Source organism: Flavobacterium sp. FlaQc-47, from assembly GCF_044006475.1.
Taxonomy (GTDB): Bacteria; Bacteroidota; Bacteroidia; order Flavobacteriales; family Flavobacteriaceae; genus Flavobacterium.
This window is the reverse complement of record NZ_JBIPCQ010000002.1, coordinates 120,604-136,897: the sequence shown is the minus strand read 5'-3', so window position 1 is coordinate 136,897 and position 16,294 is coordinate 120,604. Positions and strand designations below refer to the sequence as shown.

Below are 16,294 nucleotides of genomic sequence, written 5' to 3'. Positions count from 1 at the left end.
AAACCCGACAGGTTTTAAAACCTGTCGGGTTTAATTACACAACGTAATTCAACCCAAATAGAATTAAATGAAAACAACAACAATAACATTCCTGATTTTCATTACTCTAATCAATATCAATTTGTTTGGACAAAATTCGAATGAGGTAAGATCTGAAAACAGAACCATAAAAATCGATTACAATAAAACCGCAGGTCCATTAAACACCATGTTTAAAGAATGCATTGGTGCCGGAAGAGCAAACGAAGGGTTACGCGCTGACTGGCAACAGCAATTGGCAATGACAAAACAGGAATGCGATTTTAAATACATCAGAATGCATGGTTTATTGTCTGATGATATGGCGGTTTACAAAGAAGATTCAAAAGGAAATCCGGAATACAATTACCAATATATTGATGCTTTATATGATTTTTTATTGAGCATTAAAATGAAGCCTTTTGTAGAATTAGGTTTCATGCCATCAGCATTAGCAAGCGGAAATCAGACTATTTTCTGGTGGAAAGGAAATGTTACGCCTCCAAAAGACTATAAAAAATGGGAAGATTTAATTCGGAACCTAACCCAGCATTTCACAGAACGTTATGGAGCCGAAGAAGTAAAAACATGGTGTTTTGAAGTTTGGAATGAACCTAATTTATCACCGGGTTTCTGGACAGGAACACAGGCAGAATATTTTAAATTATATGAATATGCAGCACGCGGCATAAAAACCGTAAATCCTGCCTACAAAGTAGGAGGTCCGGCAACGGCGGGCGCAGGCTGGGTTCCTGAAACAATAGATTTTTGTGTTAAAAATAATGTTCCGTTAGATTTTATTTCAACACATACTTACGGCGTAAAACAAGGATATTTAGATGAATTCGGAACTTCTGGAACCGTTCTTAATAAAGACGAATCAAGTATAAGTGGTGATGTTATCCATTCTCGCAATCAAATTTCAAATTCGGCTATGCCAAAATTAGAATTGCATTATACAGAATGGAGTTCTTCCTATACTCCCGCAGATCCTATTCACGACAGTTATCATTCCGCAGCTTATATTTTGCAAAAGCTAAAACAAGTTGGCAATGCGGCAAACTCCATGTCATATTGGGTTTTTACGGATATTTTTGAAGAAGCCGGACCAAGATTCACCCCTTTCCACGGAGGTTTCGGATTGTTGAATACGCAGGGAATTAAAAAACCGGCTTATTTCTCCTATTCATTTCTAAATAAATTAGGAGAAACCGAACTTCAAAACAAAGACACCTCTTCATGGACCACTAAAAATTCAAAAGGAGATGTTCAGTTGTTATTTTGGGATTTTACCAATACACATCCCGGAGATTCAGTTAATAATCAGACCTATTACATTCAGGATTTACCATCTAAACCAAAAGGAAGCGTAAAAATTGAAGTTGAAGGTTTGAAAAAAGGCAATTATATTTTAGAAATTTACAAAGTAGGATATAAAGTCAATGACGCTTATGCCGATTATCTGGCAATGGGAAAACCAAGTCAGTTAAATCGTGAACAAGTCAAAAAGATAAAAGAAAAAAATAATGGCGCTTTGATCGCCAGTGAAAAAGTGACGGTTACTGCAAAAGGAAATTATAATACAACTTATAAAATAAATGAGAACGACGTGGTTTTGTTCAATTTTGTAAAACAGTAATTTCCTAAAATAACGAATTCCAAAAAACTAAAATAAATTTATTAAGCATGAAAAACAAAATCATATACCTATCAGCGGCATTGGCTTTTGCAGTATTTACCTCTTGTAAAAATGATGTAAAAAGTGAATCAAGTTCTGATTCTGGTGAGGCAAAAGAGTACAAAGGAAAAGAAATAGGATCAGAATTTGATGCCGAAATCGACAAGTTAGTTGCTCAAATGACATTGGAGGAAAAAATAGGAATGTTGCATGGAAACAGCATGTTTACTTCCGGAGGTGTAAAACGTTTAGGAATTCCTGAACTTAAAATGGCTGATGGACCATTAGGAGTTCGTGAAGAAATTTCGCGTGACAATTGGGCTCCGGCAGGTTTAACTAATGACTTTGCAACTTATTATCCTGCAGGCGGCGGACTTGCTGCAACCTGGAACGCTGATATGGCGTATACATTCGGGAACAGTCTTGGACAGGAAATGCGTGCAAGAGACAAAGATATGTTGCTTTCACCGGCAATTAATATTGTGAGAACACCGCTTGGAGGAAGAACATATGAATATATGTCTGAAGATCCGTTTTTGAACAAAAAAATTGCCGTACCGTTAATTGTTGGTTTACAGGATAATGATGTAATGGCTTGCGTAAAACACTTTGCAGCAAATAATCAGGAAACCAATCGTGATTTTGTCGACGTACAAATTGACGAGCGTACACTTCGTGAAATTTATTTGCCGGCTTTTGAAGCTTCAATAAAAGAGGCTCATGCGTATAGTGTAATGGGTGCTTATAATAAATTTAGAGGAGAATATTTATGTGAGAACGATTATATGCTGAATAAAATCCTTCGTGACGAATGGGGATTTAAAGGTGTTGTCGTTTCAGATTGGGCTGCGGTTCACTCTACAGTAAAATCTTTAAAAAGCGGATTGGATATTGAAATGGGAACTCCAAAACCATTCAATGAATTTTTTCTTGCCGATAAATTAATAGCTGCTGCAAAAAGCAAAGAAATTTCAGAAGCTGAATTGGATATTCACGTAAAAAGAATCCTGCGCACTTTATTTCAGGTAAAAGCAATGGGCGGAAAAGAGCGTGCCAAAGGAAGCATCGCAACCGAAACACATTATCAGGACGCTTATAAAATTGCGGCAGAAGCAATCGTTTTATTGAAAAACGAAAACAATGCACTACCATTAAAATTAGACGGAGTAAAATCGATCGCTGTGATTGGAAATAATGCAACAAAGAAAAACGCTTTAGGCGGATTTGGTGCAGGAGTTAAAACCAAAAGAGAAGTTACACCACTTGAAGGCTTAAAAAACAGATTGCCATCATCTATAAAAATCAATTATGCTGAAGGATATTTAGAGCGTTACGACGAGAAAAACAAAGGAAATTTAGGAAACATTACTTCAAACGGTCCTGTAACAATCGATCAGTTAGATCCTGCAAAAGTTCAGGAGGCTGTTGAAGCAGCTAAAAAATCTGATGTTGCGATCATTTTTGCGGGTTCAAACCGTGATTACGAAACAGAAGCTTCTGACCGTAGAAACTTAAAATTACCATTTGGACAAGAAGAATTAATTCAGAAAGTAATCGCTGCAAACCCAAGAACGATTGTAGTTTTTATTGCCGGAGCACCTTTTGATATTGATGCTGTAAGCAAAAAATCTTCAGCTATAGTTTGGAGTTGGTTTAATGGTTCTGAAGGAGGAAATGCTTTAGCAGATGTGATCTTAGGAAAAGTAAATCCGTCTGGAAAATTACCCTGGACAATGCCGAAAAAAATCATGGATTCTCCTGCACATGCAACAAACAGTTTCCCTGGAGGAAAAACAGTAAATTATGCCGAAGGAATTTTGGTAGGATACCGTTGGTTTGATACCAAAAATATTGCACCCTTATTTCCTTTCGGATACGGATTATCATACACGACTTTTGCTTTTGATAATGCAAAAACAGACAAGGCTTCATACGCACAAAACGAAACAATCACGGTTTCTGTTGACGTGAAAAACACAGGAAAAGTAGATGGAAAAGAAGTTGTTCAGTTATACACTTCAAAATCAGATTCAAAAATTACACGTGCAGCACAGGAATTAAAAGGTTTCCAGAAAGTATTGGTAAAATCAGCAAGTTCAAATACAGTAACAATTAAAGTTCCTGTAAAAGAATTGGCGTATTACGATGTGGCCGCTAAAAAATGGACCGTTGAGCCAGGAAAATATACTTTGAAATTAGGAAACTCTTCAAGAGATATTAAAAAAGAAGTTATTGTAACAATTAAATAAAATGTGAGAGAGTAACAAATTGCACGAATTTGCACAAATTTTAATAGTTAGCTTAGTTTGTGAAATTATTTTACGAACAAAAATTAGTGCAAATTCACGCAATTCGTGTTTATTTTTATGCTAAGGTCCAGATGGCAGGATAGTTATCAGGACTATGTGTGAGAAACGAGTTTCTTTTTGATTTCCTTTTTTCAAAATCATAAGATCTATGTTTCTATGTGTTTTAATTAAATTTTTAAGCATTATACCCCAAAGATTATTTTAATAAATAAAATGAAATTGCGTGAATTAAACTGATAATTAACTATTTAAACCAAACCAAATGAAAAATACTATTAAGAGTTACCTGTTTAGTGCCATTTTATGTTTTTCTTTTTTAAGTATTTTGGCATGCAGTTCTGATAAAGATGCAGAAGCAAAAGTGGAATCACAAACACAAAAAGTTACTGCTGCGGGATTATACCCGGGTTACAACACCAATCCGCTTCCGGCTGATGCGTCAGGAATGGCAAGTACAGCTGTACAATTAGCAGCAAAAATCAAATTGGGCTGGAATATTGGGAATACTTTAGAAGCAACCGGCGGAGAAACTGCGTGGGGAAATCCAAAAGTGACAAAAGCATTAATCGATGCCGTAAAAGCAAATGGTTTCAATGCAATCAGAATTCCCTGTTCATGGAACCAGAATTTAGAAAATTCGCCTACAGCCAAAATCAAAACCGAATGGCTTAACAGAGTCAAAGAAGTAGTTCAATACTGCGTTGATAATAATATGTACGTTGTTGTGAACATTCACTGGGATGGCGGATGGCTGGAAAATAATATTACCGAAGCTAAAAAAGTAGAAAATAACGCCAAACAAAAAGCGTTCTGGGAGCAAATCGCAACACATTTACGCGGATTCGACGAACATTTGCTTTTTGCAAGTGCCAATGAACCAGCGGTAGAAGATGCAGCACAAATGGCAGTTTTAACCTCCTACCATCAAACTTTCATCGATGCTGTTCGTTCTACAGGAGGCAAAAACACCTATCGTACTTTAGTGATTCAGGGACCAACTACAGACATCGAAAAAACAAATAAATTAATGACTACTTTGCCAACAGATAAAACGCCAAGCCGTTTGATGGTCGAAGTACATTATTATGCACCTTGGAATTTTGGTGGTTTAACCAAAGATGAATCCTGGGGGAAAATGTTCTACTATTGGGGATCAGGTTTTCATTCGACAACAGAATTAGACCGAAATGCAAGTTATGGAGAAGAAGCTGATCTGACAAAAAATTTCAAATTAATGAAAACCCAATTTGTAGACAAGGGAATTCCTGTTTTACTGGGAGAATTTGGAGCAATTCGCCGAACTACTTTAACCGGAAACTCATTGACATTGCATTTAAATTCCAGAGCTTATTATTTAAAAACAGTGGTTAAAACAGCAAAAGCAAATGGTTTATTGCCATTTTATTGGGATGAAGGAAGTCTGGGAAACAACGGTTTCGGAATCATTAATCGATCTAACAATACTGTTTTTGATACTCAGGCATTAACTGCTTTGAAAGAAGGATTACAGTAAAAAAATTAAATTCACCCTATAAGTGATATAAGTAAAATTAAGTTTTCTATACGGCATAACTTATAATTTCTTATATCACTTATATGGTTTAAAACACACAAAATGAAAAAATATATAATCGTTATATTTTTGATATGCAATACAATGGCTAACGCTAATGTAAGAATGCCTTTAATGTTTTCTGACGGAATGGTGTTGCAGCGTAATAAAGAAATACCAGTTTGGGGTTGGGCTGATGCCAACGAAAAAGTTGAGGTTCGTTTTAACAAGCAAACCAAAACCATTCAGGCCGATAAAGAGGGAAAATGGATGATTAAACTGGCTGCCGAAAAAGCCGGAGGACCATTTGAATTATCCATTACAGGAAAAAACAAAATTGTCATCAAAGATGTTTTGGTTGGCGAAGTCTGGATTTGCAGCGGACAATCAAATATGGAATTCCAAATGTATAAAGTCATGAATTCCGAAAAAGAAATGGCAGATGCTGATTATCCTATGATTCGTCATTTTGGTGTAGCGCAGGATTTAAGCGGAACTCCAAAAGAAGATCTTAAAGCAGGAAAATGGTTGGTCGCCAACAAAGAAAATATTCGCGATTTTACAGCCGCAGGATTCTTTTTTGCTAAGAAATTATACTCGGAATTAAAAATACCAATCGGAATCATCAACACTTCCTGGGGCGGAACCAACGTAGAAACCTGGACAAGCCGTGAAGCTTTCGAAAAAAGCAATGAATTCAAAGCAATGATTGCTGATGTTCCGCAAGTTGATATGGATGCCGTTTTTGAAGTGTACAAAAAATCAGTTTTAGATAATATAAAAAAAGTTCAGGGTTTTGATGTTTCTATGGAAAATGAAAACCAGTATAAAGATTTCAATTTTGATGATAAAAACTGGCCGGAAATAAAAGTACCATCTTTATGGGAAAACCAGCAAATAGGCAATATCGATGGCGTAGTCTGGATGCGAAAAACCGTTATTTTGACCGCTGCACAAGCGAAATCCGAAGCCGTTTTACATCTTTCAAAAGTAGACGACGAAGATATTACGTATGTAAATGGAGTTGAAGTTGGAACCAATAAAATTTGGGAAGCACTAAGAGTTTATAAAATTCCAGCGGGAACTTTAAAAGAAGGCAAAAACGTAATCTCAGTCAGAATCGCTGATTATTCCGGCGGTGGCGGAATTTACGGAGATCCGGCTGATCTTAGAATTCAGTTTAAAAACACCAATTTACCACTCGATGGACTTTGGAAATTCAATGTTGTTCAGGTAAAAATTGCCGTTTCACCAAACAGTTATCCGTCGTTATTATACAATGCAATGGTAAATCCTTTGGTTCCGTACGCTTTTCAGGGCGTTTTATGGTATCAGGGAGAAGCCAATGTCTGGAGAGCAAAAGAGTACAAAAAGTCATTTCCGCTAATGATTACAGACTGGCGTACAAAATGGAATCAGGGCGATTTTCCTTTTTATTTTGTACAGTTATCGACTTTCAACGAGTTTAACGGAAACAGCAAAGTAGGAAGCCGTTGGGCAGAACTTCGCGAAGCACAATTAGAAACTTTAAAGTTAAAAAATACCGGAATGGTGGTTACCACAGATATTGGTAATGCAAAAGACATCCATCCAACCAACAAACAAGACGTAGGATTACGTTTAGCAGCAATTGCTTTAAATAATGTTTACGGGAAAAAACAAGTTTATAGCGGACCAACTTACAAATCTCAGGAAATAAAAGGAAACGAAATTATCTTAACTTTCGATAATATTGGTTCAGGATTAACTGCTCCGGATAATTCTGAAAACGTAAAAGGATTCGAAATCGCCGGTGCCGACAAAGTTTTTCATTCCGCGAAAGCAATAATTAAAAATAACAAAGTCATTGTTTCAAGCGAAAACGTAAAAAATCCCGTAGCCGTTCATTACGGTTGGGCAGATGACGATACCGAAATCAATCTTTTCAACAAAGAAAAATTTCCAGCATCACCTTTCAGAACCGATAATTGGGAAATGATTACGGCAAATGAAGTTTATAAGGTTACTAAGTAGTCTTAATTGTGAAAAGTAAAAATGTGAGTGGTGAAAAGTTTCAGGGCGTGACCGTATTTACAAAAGGCGCTATTAGCAAACCGCTTATGTGCGCCTTTTGTAAATACGGTCGGGCTATCCGCGCTACTTCGGTAGCAAGCTTCTATCCCTCGCGCGCGCATATTGGTTTCGATATCATAACAGGTTTTTTTAACCTGTTAGGTATAATTTGCACAACACGTTAAATCCAAATACCTGTCAGGTTTTAAAACCTGTCAGAATCCGTAAATAAGGAGAATTGAAGGCCCTTTTAAAAAGTTCCAGCGGAACGACATGTTTGTAGCAACGGATGTTAATTCGTTGATTAAATTTTTAGAACGTAATGAGAGTTCCGTAGGAACGGCATATATTTAAACGAAATTGAAAATCAAAAAAGAATAAATGAAATCAAATCTCACAAAAACATTTTTCATTTTACTAATTACATCTTTCTGCACGAACATTTCGGCACAATCCACTCATGTCTTATGGTACCATCAACCAGCCGATTTTTTTGAAGAAAGTCTGGTTTTAGGAAACGGAAAAATGGGCGCAACAGTTTTTGGCGGAACAAATTCAGATAAAATTTATCTGAATGATGCCACACTTTGGTCAGGAGAACCCGTAAATGCCAACATGAATCCCGAAGCATACAAAAACATTCCGGCAATTCGAGAAGCACTTAAAAACGAAAACTACAAACTAGCCGACGAACTAAACAAAAAAATTGAAGGCAAAAACTCCGAATCCTATTCGCCTTTAGGAACAGTAGAAATCAATAATTCCGAAAAAGGGAAAGCGGTCAATTACCATCGCGAACTGGATATTTCGAACGCAATTTCAAAAGTAAGTTATGAAATGAACGGGGTTAAATTTACACGTGAATATCTTGTTTCGGCACCGGACCAAATCATGGTAATCAAATTGACAGCAGATCATAAAGGATCTTTAAATTTTGACATCAATTTAAAGAGTTTACTAAAATCAAATGTCGAAGTAAGAAACAATATTCTGGTGATGACCGGTTCTGCACCAATTCATGAAAATGCCGGATATACAGTTTTACCAAAATATCTTGACATAAAAGAAAGAGGAACAAAATTTACTACTTTAATCCAAATCAAAAAAACAGACGGGAAAGTCACAAGTTCCAGAGAAACTTTAACCTTAAAAGATGCTACAGAAGCCATTATTTATGTTTCTGTTGCGACGAGCTTTAATGGTTTCGATAAAAATCCTGCGTCAGAAGGTTTAGACGATGTATCAATTGCAGTACAAAACCTGAACAAAGCATTTGCAAAACCATTCGATCAATTAAAAGAAGCTCACTTAAAAGATTATCAGAAATTCTATAATCGTGTTACTTTAGATTTAGGCAAAACAACCGCTCCGGATGTACCAACAGACGAACGTTTGCTGCGTTATGCCGACGGAAAAGAAGATAAAAACCTTGAAATCCTCTATTTTAATTTTGGACGTTATTTATTAATTAGCAGTTCCAGAACTTTGGGCGTTCCGGCGAATTTACAAGGAATTTGGAATCCGCATTTAAATGCGCCCTGGAGCAGTAATTATACGATGAATATCAATCTGGAAGAAAACTACTGGCTTGCCGAAAACACCAATCTTTCAGAAATGCATTTACCGCTTTTAAGTTTTATCAAAAATCTTTCGGTAACCGGAAAAGTTACGGCTAAAACTTTTTATGGCGTGAACGAAGGCTGGGCCGCTGCACATAATTCTGATATTTGGGCAATGACAAATCCGGTGGGTCAATTTGGAAAAGAAGATCCAAGTTGGGCTTGCTGGCCAATTTCGGGCGCTTGGTTAAGTACACATATTTGGGAACATTATGTTTTTACACAAGATAAAGAATATCTCAAAAAAGAAGGTTATCCAATTATGAAAGGCGCAGCACAATTCTTTTTAGGCTGGATGATTACCGATAAAAATGGAAATTTAATTACGTCGCCATCTACTTCTCCGGAAAATAAATATATCGCACCAGACGGTTTTATTGGAGCAACCATGTATGGCGGAACAGCAGATTTGGCAATGATTAGAGAATGTTTTGAAAAAACGATCAAAGCCTCAAAAGTTTTAAATACCGATGCTGATTTCAGGGCAAAAGTGGAAGCGGCACTTGCAAAATTTTATCCGTATCAAATAGGAAAAAAGGGAAATCTTCAGGAATGGTATTTCGATTGGAATGACGAAGATCCAAAACACCGTCATCAATCGCAATTATTCGGACTTTTTCCCGGTAATCATATCACGCCCGAGAAAACACCTGATTTAGCTGAAGCTTCAAAAAAGACATTAGAAATTAAAGGTGATGAAACCACAGGTTGGTCAAAAGGTTGGAGAATCAACCTCTGGGCAAGACTTTGGGATGGAAATCGCGCTTATAAAATGTTCCGCGAATTATTAAAATATGTAGATCCGGACGGAAAGAAAACCGAAAAACCAAGAAGAGGCGGAGGAACATATCCGAATTTATTCGACGCACATCCACCATTTCAAATCGACGGAAATTTTGGCGGAGCCGCAGCAGTTGCTGAAATGCTGGTTCAATCAGACGAAAATGAGATCAGATTATTACCCGCTTTACCGGACGCTTGGGAAACAGGTTCCATAAAAGGAATTTGCGCCCGCGGTGGATTTGAAATCGAAATGAACTGGGAAAATAAAACTTTAAAGAAAGTTGTTGTTTTCTCTAAAATTGGAGGAAAAACAACTTTGATAAATGGAGATAAAAAGCAAAATGTAACCTTGAAAAAAGGAGAAAGTTTAGAAATAAACTGGTAATTTTTGAAAACTAATGTCACCCTGAGCTCCCGACGCTTCGGGAGCAAAGATTTTGTCATTTCGACGAAGGAGAAATCCTCGTAAGTAACTCCGCAACGAAAATCCAATCTTTGTCGAGCTTCTCGCGAGGATTTCTCCTTCGTCGAAATGACAATATTGTGTTTAAGCTTTGCGGTTTTGCGAGATTAAATTTTAGTTTCCTCTTTAGGTTTATCTGCTTGGCTTTCTTTAAATTCCTCATACCATTTTTCGATAGAAGGATAAACAAAAGCGGCTACTTTTTTGACCGGATTATAAAAGATAGACTTATCCAGAGTTTCTTTTTTGGCAAACATTTCATTGAAGTTTATTTTCTCAAACAGCGCAATAAAAACACTTATAATCAGGATTGTTTTTAAAACCCTGAAAAAACCTCCGCCTAATTTATTCAGCCATCCTAAAAAAGCAAAATCAGCAATTCCCGTAAGGATTTTGGCTAAGAAATAAACGCCAATAACAACCCCAATAAAAGTCAGGATAAAAGCCGTAATCTGGATTGTGTTTGGATTCCATGAAACGTGCTTCATAATCAGTTCTTTCATGAAATACGAGAATTTAATCGCAATATAAATTCCCAAAAGCAAAGAAATAAAAGAGGCAATTTCTACAAAAAGTCCGTTTTTAATTCCTTTATATAAACTGAAAGCCAAAAGCGCTCCAAAAATCATGTCAAAAAAACTCATATTTTCTGTGGTTGTATTGAGGCGCAAATATATATCTTTTTTTAGGTTCAAAGGTTCAGAGATGCAAAGGTTATGGGGTTTTCTTATAGCCCACAGATTATACGGATTAAACGGATTGACACAGATTAAATAAGTTGGCTCATTAAAGGCTAAAGGTTTTACATAAATTATTAATTGCAGTATAAAAAAAACGAACCTGTGTAAGCCAGTAAAACCTGTTAAATCCGTAGGCGATTTACTCAATACAACAAGGCAAACCGTTAATTTTAGGTCTTTGGATTTGAACTTCCTATCTTTGCAAATACAATTTTAGAGTTCAGATTGCAGATTTTAGATTTAATGTATCACAAATCAGCAATCTAAAATCTAAAATCAACAATCTAAAATCACATTAATGTCCAGAGATACACAACTAAAAGAGCGATGGGAAAAGCTCGTCGATATACTATCTAATCAATTTTCGCAAGGAGAAGACTTAGATTTAGATGCCATAATTTACCTAATTGGAGTTCAGGAACTCGGAAAAGTACACCGTGAATTCAAAAAAGACGAAAAATTAAACCTGATGCACATCGCGATTTGCCGATTATTAGAGCCCTACGGGTATTATGAATTCGATTTTTTTGATGCTGACGGATGGCCGCATTACAAAGTAAAAGAAGAATTACCCGCACTGAGAGCAGGTGAACAATCGGTTTTGATGAAAGAAGCCATTGTGAATTATTTTTTAGAAAGAGAACTTATTGAATAAATTTTAGATTTTAGAGTGGTGATTTTAGATTGAAACAAAAATATATAAGAAGTTTAGAAATACTTCTTATATCTCACATCTAACGTCTCACTTTTTTCCTTAAATTTGTTCCTTCAATTATTGAAGGAAAATGATAGACAAGATAAAACAACATATAGAGGAAGCTAAAGCCTTTAATGATAAAAATAAAGAATCCTTAGAGCAATTCCGTATTAAATATTTAGGCAGTAAAGGGTTAGTAAAAGAACTCTTTAACGAGTTTAGAAATATTCCAAACGACCAGAAAAAAGATTTTGGATTAGTAATGAATACTTTAAAAACTGCCGCAGAAGAAAAGGTAAAAGCTATTCAGGAAGAACTTGAAAGTAAAGAAGAAGTAAAAGGAATGTTTGGCGATCTAACTCGTGCTGCAGAACCGGTAATTATTGGTTCCCGTCACCCGATTTCGATTGTTAAAAATCAAATTATAGATATTTTTGCCAATATTGGTTTCAATGTTTCCGAAGGTCCGGAAATCGAAGACGATTGGCATAACTTTACCGCATTGAACTTACCGGAATACCATCCGGCGCGTGATATGCAGGATACCTTTTTTATTCAGACAAATCCTGACGTATTGTTGCGTACGCATACATCATCTGTTCAGGTGCGTTATATGGAAAATAACAAACCGCCTATTCGTACTATTTCGCCGGGACGTGTATTTCGTAACGAGGCAGTTTCGTCACGTTCGCACTGTATTTTTCATCAGGTAGAAGGATTGTACATTGATAAAGACGTTTCGTTTGCAGATTTGAAACAAACATTACTTTATTTTACAAAAGAAATGTTCGGGAAATCAAAAATTCGTTTGCGTCCGTCATACTTTCCGTTTACAGAACCAAGCGCTGAAATTGATATTTATTGGGGTTTAAAAACCGAAACCGATTACCGTATCACAAAAGGAACTGGCTGGCTGGAAATTGGAGGTTGCGGAATGGTTGATCCAAACGTTCTTAAAAATTGCGACATTAATCCTGAAGAATTCAATGGTTTTGCTTTCGGAATGGGAGTAGAGCGTATTGCAATGTTGTTGTATCAAATTGGTGATATTCGTATGTTCTACGAAAACGACGTTCGTTTCCTAGAGCAATTCAAAGCGAATATTTAAAAAAAAAAGTTATACGTGAAAAGTGATTAGTTAGAAGTTCTGCTTCCTAATCACTTTTTACATTTTACAGTTCATAAAAAAATGAAAAAAGACATAACAATCCCCGAAGTAGAAAACGTATTTCTGGCCGCTGTTCAGGAATGGAGCGATGATTTTATGGAGAAAGTGTGGTACGCTTATCTGGTAAACGACAGCGACTTTAATTTAGATGGCGTAATGGTAGTTTCAAAAGCGTTTGGAACTATAGACGGCGAAATGAAAAAAACATCAGTTCTTCGTCATGCTTTTGTTGAAGTTCCTGCTGTTTCTGTAGTAAAAATTGAAATGGTCGAAAAAAGCCTTTTGGTTCTAAACAACGAATTCATGGTGACTTTCTTCATTGACAATAAACTCTACGACAAGAAATTCATCTTCAAATCAAACCTGATCAGCGAAAATAATACGGAAGAAGTGCCTATTTTATTTGTTGAAGGAGTTATGGTGAAGTAGTTTTTTTTAGAAGAAAGAAGAAAGAAGAAAGAAGAAAGAAGAAAGAAGAAAGAAGAAAGAAGAAAGAAGAAAGAAGAAAGAAGAAAGAAGAAAGAGAATAGAATAAAGAAAATAGATTATAGAATAAAGGAATAAAGAAGAAAGAGCCAAGATCTAAATAATTAGTCTTGGCTCTTTTTATATTATCACAGTATAGAAGTCTATTTTCTTTACTCTTGGTTCTATTTTCTAAAAAAAAACTTTAATCAAGCGACTCAGTCAGTTTCTTAAATACAGATTTAGCATCTTTTCCTTCATATAAAACAGCATAAACAGCGTCTATAATTGGTGTTTTTGCACCGTAACCCTGATTTAGTTTATAGGCACTTTTGGTAGCGTAATACCCTTCGGCAACCATGCTCATTTCCATCATAGCACTTTTTACGGTGTATCCTTTTCCAATCATGTTCCCAAACATTCTGTTTCTGGAGAATACAGAATATCCTGTAACCAATAAATCGCCTAAATAAGCCGAATCATTAATGTTACGTTTCATTTTGTGAACTTTTTTGATGAATTTTTTCATTTCACGAATTCCATTACTCATCATAACCGATTGAAAGTTATCTCCGTAACCTAAACCGTGTGCAATTCCGGCTGCAATTGCATAAATGTTTTTAAGCATTGCGGCATATTCTGTACCAATAATATCATCAGAAATTTTTGCTTTGATGTAATTCCCTGATAGGGTTTTAGCAACAATACGCGCTTTGTCAGGATCACCACACGCAATTGTTAAGTACGAAAGTCTTTCTAAAGCAACTTCTTCAGCATGACATGGACCTGTGATAACACCAATATTATAATATGGAATATCATATTGAATGTGAAAATGTTCTCCAACAATTAAACTTGTTTCAGGAACGATACCTTTAATGGCGGAGAAAATAATTTTATCAGCCAATGAAACCGTCATGTTTTTTAATTCGGAATCAAGAAAAGCTGATGGAATAGCAAAGATTACATAATCTGCATATTCAATTGCTTCGTTTATATTATTGGTTAATCTAAGTTTGTTTGTGTCGAATTCAACTGAACTTAAATAGTTTGGATTGTGTTTGTATTTCTGAATGTGCTCAATCGCAGCATCATTACGCATGTACCAGGCAATTTCTGAAAGATTCACACATAACATCTTTGCAATTGCCGTAGCCCAGCTTCCTCCTCCAATTACTGCAAATTTTAAATTTTCGCTCATTATTTTAATAATTTAAAACAAAAGTACTTAATTATGTAGTACTAACACAAAATCTGATTTAAGAAATTTAAACAGTATCTGTAAATTCAATGGTTTTGAGCAATTTTCAAAAAAATAAAAATATTTTAAAGCCTTATACAATAAAAATAAAAACTTTACGTTGTAACTACTTGTAAATTAGAATTTAATGAGTTTAGCAAAAATTGAGTTAGTTAGTTTTGTTTTAGTATTGTAAAAAGGCGTTCCTGAAAAATTCAAGAACGCCTTTTTTAGTTTCCAGTTTACCGTCACAGTTTTCAGTTTAGTCTCTGAATACTGCGACTGAGACTTTTTTTTATTTTAAAGTGTGACTGAATACTGTGACTGTGACTAGTAACTCATCTCAACAATTGACTTCACTTTATCTAAAGTAATCAATTGTTTTTCTCCTAAACCTTTCCAGCCTCTTTCGTCAAAACGATTCACAATAAAATCGGCTGTTTTGCTGTAATCTTCCACGTATTGTGAAAGTTTAGTATCCATTCCCATAGTGTGAAAAAATTCAACTGTTTTGTTGATCGCTTCTTTTGCCACTTCTTCATCAGAACCGGATAAACCGAAAATTCTTCTTCCGTATTGTGCTAATTTTTCTTTTTTAGTATCAAACATTACGTTGTACAGACTTGGCCCTATAATCGCCAAAGTACGTGCATGATCGATTCCGTAAAGTGCTGTCAATTCGTGACCAATCATGTGAGTTGCCCAGTCTGACGGAACACCTTTTTGAATCAATCCGTTTAACGCCATAGTACAGCTCCACATAAAGTTAGAAGCTAACGCATAATCAGCTGGATCTTCTACTACTTTTGGACCAACTTCGATTAAAGTTTGTAAAATTCCCTCAGCAATTCTGTCTTGTAAATAACCTTCGTGCGGATACGTTAAATATTGTTCCATTACGTGTGTGTAAGCATCTACAACACCATTTTGTAATTGTCTTTTTGGTAAAGAAGTAATTACCGTTGGGTCACAAATAGAGAATTTAGGAAACAATGCGCTTCCGCCAAACGCCAGTTTTTCCTGGGTAGCCTTAATCGTAACCACTGAGCCGGAATTCATTTCGCTTCCTGTTGCAGGTAAAGTCAAAACAGTTCCAAAAGGCACAGCATTTTCCTTAATCAACAAACGTTTTTGTAAAATATCAATTGGGTTTCCGTCAAAATGAACGGCTGCCGAAATAAATTTCACGCCATCAATTACAGATCCGCCACCAACAGCCAGAATAAAATCTATGTTCTCCGCTTTAATAACTTCAACTGCTTTCATCAAAGTTTCAAAATGTGGATTTGGCTCAATTCCGCCAAATTCAACGATATCAAATCCTTTTAAGTTATGGATTACTTGTTCGTGAATTCCGTTTTTAAAAATACTTCCGCCGCCGTAAGCCAATAAGATTTTAGCATCTTTTGGTACTAAAGTCGAAAGTTTTTCAATTTGTCCTTTTCCGAATATTAAATTCGTAGGATTATATAATTCAAAGTTTAGCATTTTTTTTAAGTTTCTGAGATGC

General features: G+C 35.8%; 11 protein-coding genes. 8 read left to right on the top strand and 3 right to left on the bottom strand.

From position 1 onward, the window contains the following. Positions 1 to 67: 67 nt before the first annotated feature. From ACHRVX_RS06680 to ACHRVX_RS06660, 5 genes are all read left to right on the top strand, one after another. Positions 68 to 1,657, top strand: coding sequence for a glycoside hydrolase (locus tag ACHRVX_RS06680; RefSeq protein WP_395330517.1), 1,590 nt, complete (start codon positions 68 to 70; stop codon positions 1,655 to 1,657). Positions 1,658 to 1,704: 47 nt separating this feature from the next. Continuing rightward, positions 1,705 to 3,945: a glycoside hydrolase family 3 C-terminal domain-containing protein gene (locus tag ACHRVX_RS06675; protein ID WP_395330515.1), complete on the top strand. Its 2,241-nt coding sequence runs from the start codon at positions 1,705 to 1,707 to the stop codon at positions 3,943 to 3,945. Between the two features lie 322 nt (positions 3,946 to 4,267). Beyond that, positions 4,268 to 5,518: a glycoside hydrolase family 5 protein gene (locus ACHRVX_RS06670; protein ID WP_395330513.1), complete on the top strand. Its 1,251-nt coding sequence runs from the start codon at positions 4,268 to 4,270 to the stop codon at positions 5,516 to 5,518. Positions 5,519 to 5,620: 102 nt separating this feature from the next. Next, complete coding sequence (locus tag ACHRVX_RS06665) at positions 5,621 to 7,570, top strand: sialate O-acetylesterase (RefSeq protein ID WP_395330511.1); 1,950 nt, start codon at positions 5,621 to 5,623, stop codon at positions 7,568 to 7,570. Positions 7,571 to 7,990: 420 nt separating this feature from the next. Continuing rightward, positions 7,991 to 10,396 carry a glycosyl hydrolase family 95 catalytic domain-containing protein gene (locus ACHRVX_RS06660; RefSeq protein ID WP_395330509.1) on the top strand — a complete coding sequence of 802 codons (2,406 nt, stop codon included), beginning with the start codon at positions 7,991 to 7,993 and terminating at the stop codon, positions 10,394 to 10,396. 185 nt (positions 10,397 to 10,581) lie between these two features. Here ACHRVX_RS06660 and ACHRVX_RS06655 read toward each other — a convergent pair whose 3' ends face one another. After that, on the bottom strand, positions 10,582 to 11,118 hold the full coding sequence (locus tag ACHRVX_RS06655; RefSeq protein WP_395330507.1) for a CvpA family protein: 537 nt from the start codon (positions 11,116 to 11,118) through the stop codon (positions 10,582 to 10,584). Between the two features lie 394 nt (positions 11,119 to 11,512). On the opposite strand from ACHRVX_RS06655, the gene ACHRVX_RS06650 reads away from it, so the two are divergent. From ACHRVX_RS06650 to ACHRVX_RS06640, 3 genes are all read left to right on the top strand, one after another. Continuing rightward, positions 11,513 to 11,869 (top strand): hypothetical protein, encoded by a 357-nt coding sequence (locus tag ACHRVX_RS06650; RefSeq protein WP_395330505.1) that lies wholly within the window; start codon positions 11,513 to 11,515, stop codon positions 11,867 to 11,869. 130 nt (positions 11,870 to 11,999) lie between these two features. Next, a complete protein-coding gene (gene pheS, locus ACHRVX_RS06645; protein WP_395330503.1) occupies positions 12,000 to 13,019 on the top strand; it encodes a phenylalanine--tRNA ligase subunit alpha in 1,020 nt (339 codons plus the stop codon). Between the two features lie 81 nt (positions 13,020 to 13,100). Continuing rightward, positions 13,101 to 13,508, top strand: coding sequence for a hypothetical protein (locus ACHRVX_RS06640; RefSeq protein ID WP_395330501.1), 408 nt, complete (start codon positions 13,101 to 13,103; stop codon positions 13,506 to 13,508). Between the two features lie 241 nt (positions 13,509 to 13,749). On the opposite strand, the gene ACHRVX_RS06635 is transcribed toward ACHRVX_RS06640, so the two are convergent. Further along, entirely contained in the window at positions 13,750 to 14,745 is a 996-nt protein-coding gene (locus ACHRVX_RS06635) for an NAD(P)H-dependent glycerol-3-phosphate dehydrogenase (protein ID WP_395330499.1), read from the bottom strand. Between the two features lie 369 nt (positions 14,746 to 15,114). Continuing rightward, a complete protein-coding gene (locus ACHRVX_RS06630; protein WP_395330497.1) occupies positions 15,115 to 16,272 on the bottom strand; it encodes an iron-containing alcohol dehydrogenase in 1,158 nt (385 codons plus the stop codon). Positions 16,273 to 16,294: the final 22 nt, after the last annotated feature.

Excerpts from the sequence above, each read along its gene's own strand:
- ACHRVX_RS06680 (WP_395330517.1), top strand. The coding sequence starts at position 68 with ATGAAAACAACAACAATAACATTCCTGATTTTCATTACTCTAATCAAT.
- ACHRVX_RS06675 (WP_395330515.1), top strand. The coding sequence starts at position 1,705 with ATGAAAAACAAAATCATATACCTATCAGCGGCATTGGCTTTTGCAGTA.
- ACHRVX_RS06670 (WP_395330513.1), top strand. The coding sequence starts at position 4,268 with ATGAAAAATACTATTAAGAGTTACCTGTTTAGTGCCATTTTATGTTTT.
- ACHRVX_RS06665 (WP_395330511.1), top strand. The coding sequence starts at position 5,621 with ATGAAAAAATATATAATCGTTATATTTTTGATATGCAATACAATGGCT.
- ACHRVX_RS06660 (WP_395330509.1), top strand. The coding sequence starts at position 7,991 with ATGAAATCAAATCTCACAAAAACATTTTTCATTTTACTAATTACATCT.
- ACHRVX_RS06655 (WP_395330507.1), bottom strand. The coding sequence starts at position 11,118 with ATGAGTTTTTTTGACATGATTTTTGGAGCGCTTTTGGCTTTCAGTTTA.
- ACHRVX_RS06650 (WP_395330505.1), top strand. The coding sequence starts at position 11,513 with ATGTCCAGAGATACACAACTAAAAGAGCGATGGGAAAAGCTCGTCGAT.
- pheS (WP_395330503.1), top strand. The coding sequence starts at position 12,000 with ATGATAGACAAGATAAAACAACATATAGAGGAAGCTAAAGCCTTTAAT.
- ACHRVX_RS06640 (WP_395330501.1), top strand. The coding sequence starts at position 13,101 with ATGAAAAAAGACATAACAATCCCCGAAGTAGAAAACGTATTTCTGGCC.
- ACHRVX_RS06635 (WP_395330499.1), bottom strand. The coding sequence starts at position 14,745 with ATGAGCGAAAATTTAAAATTTGCAGTAATTGGAGGAGGAAGCTGGGCT.
- ACHRVX_RS06630 (WP_395330497.1), bottom strand. The coding sequence starts at position 16,272 with ATGCTAAACTTTGAATTATATAATCCTACGAATTTAATATTCGGAAAA.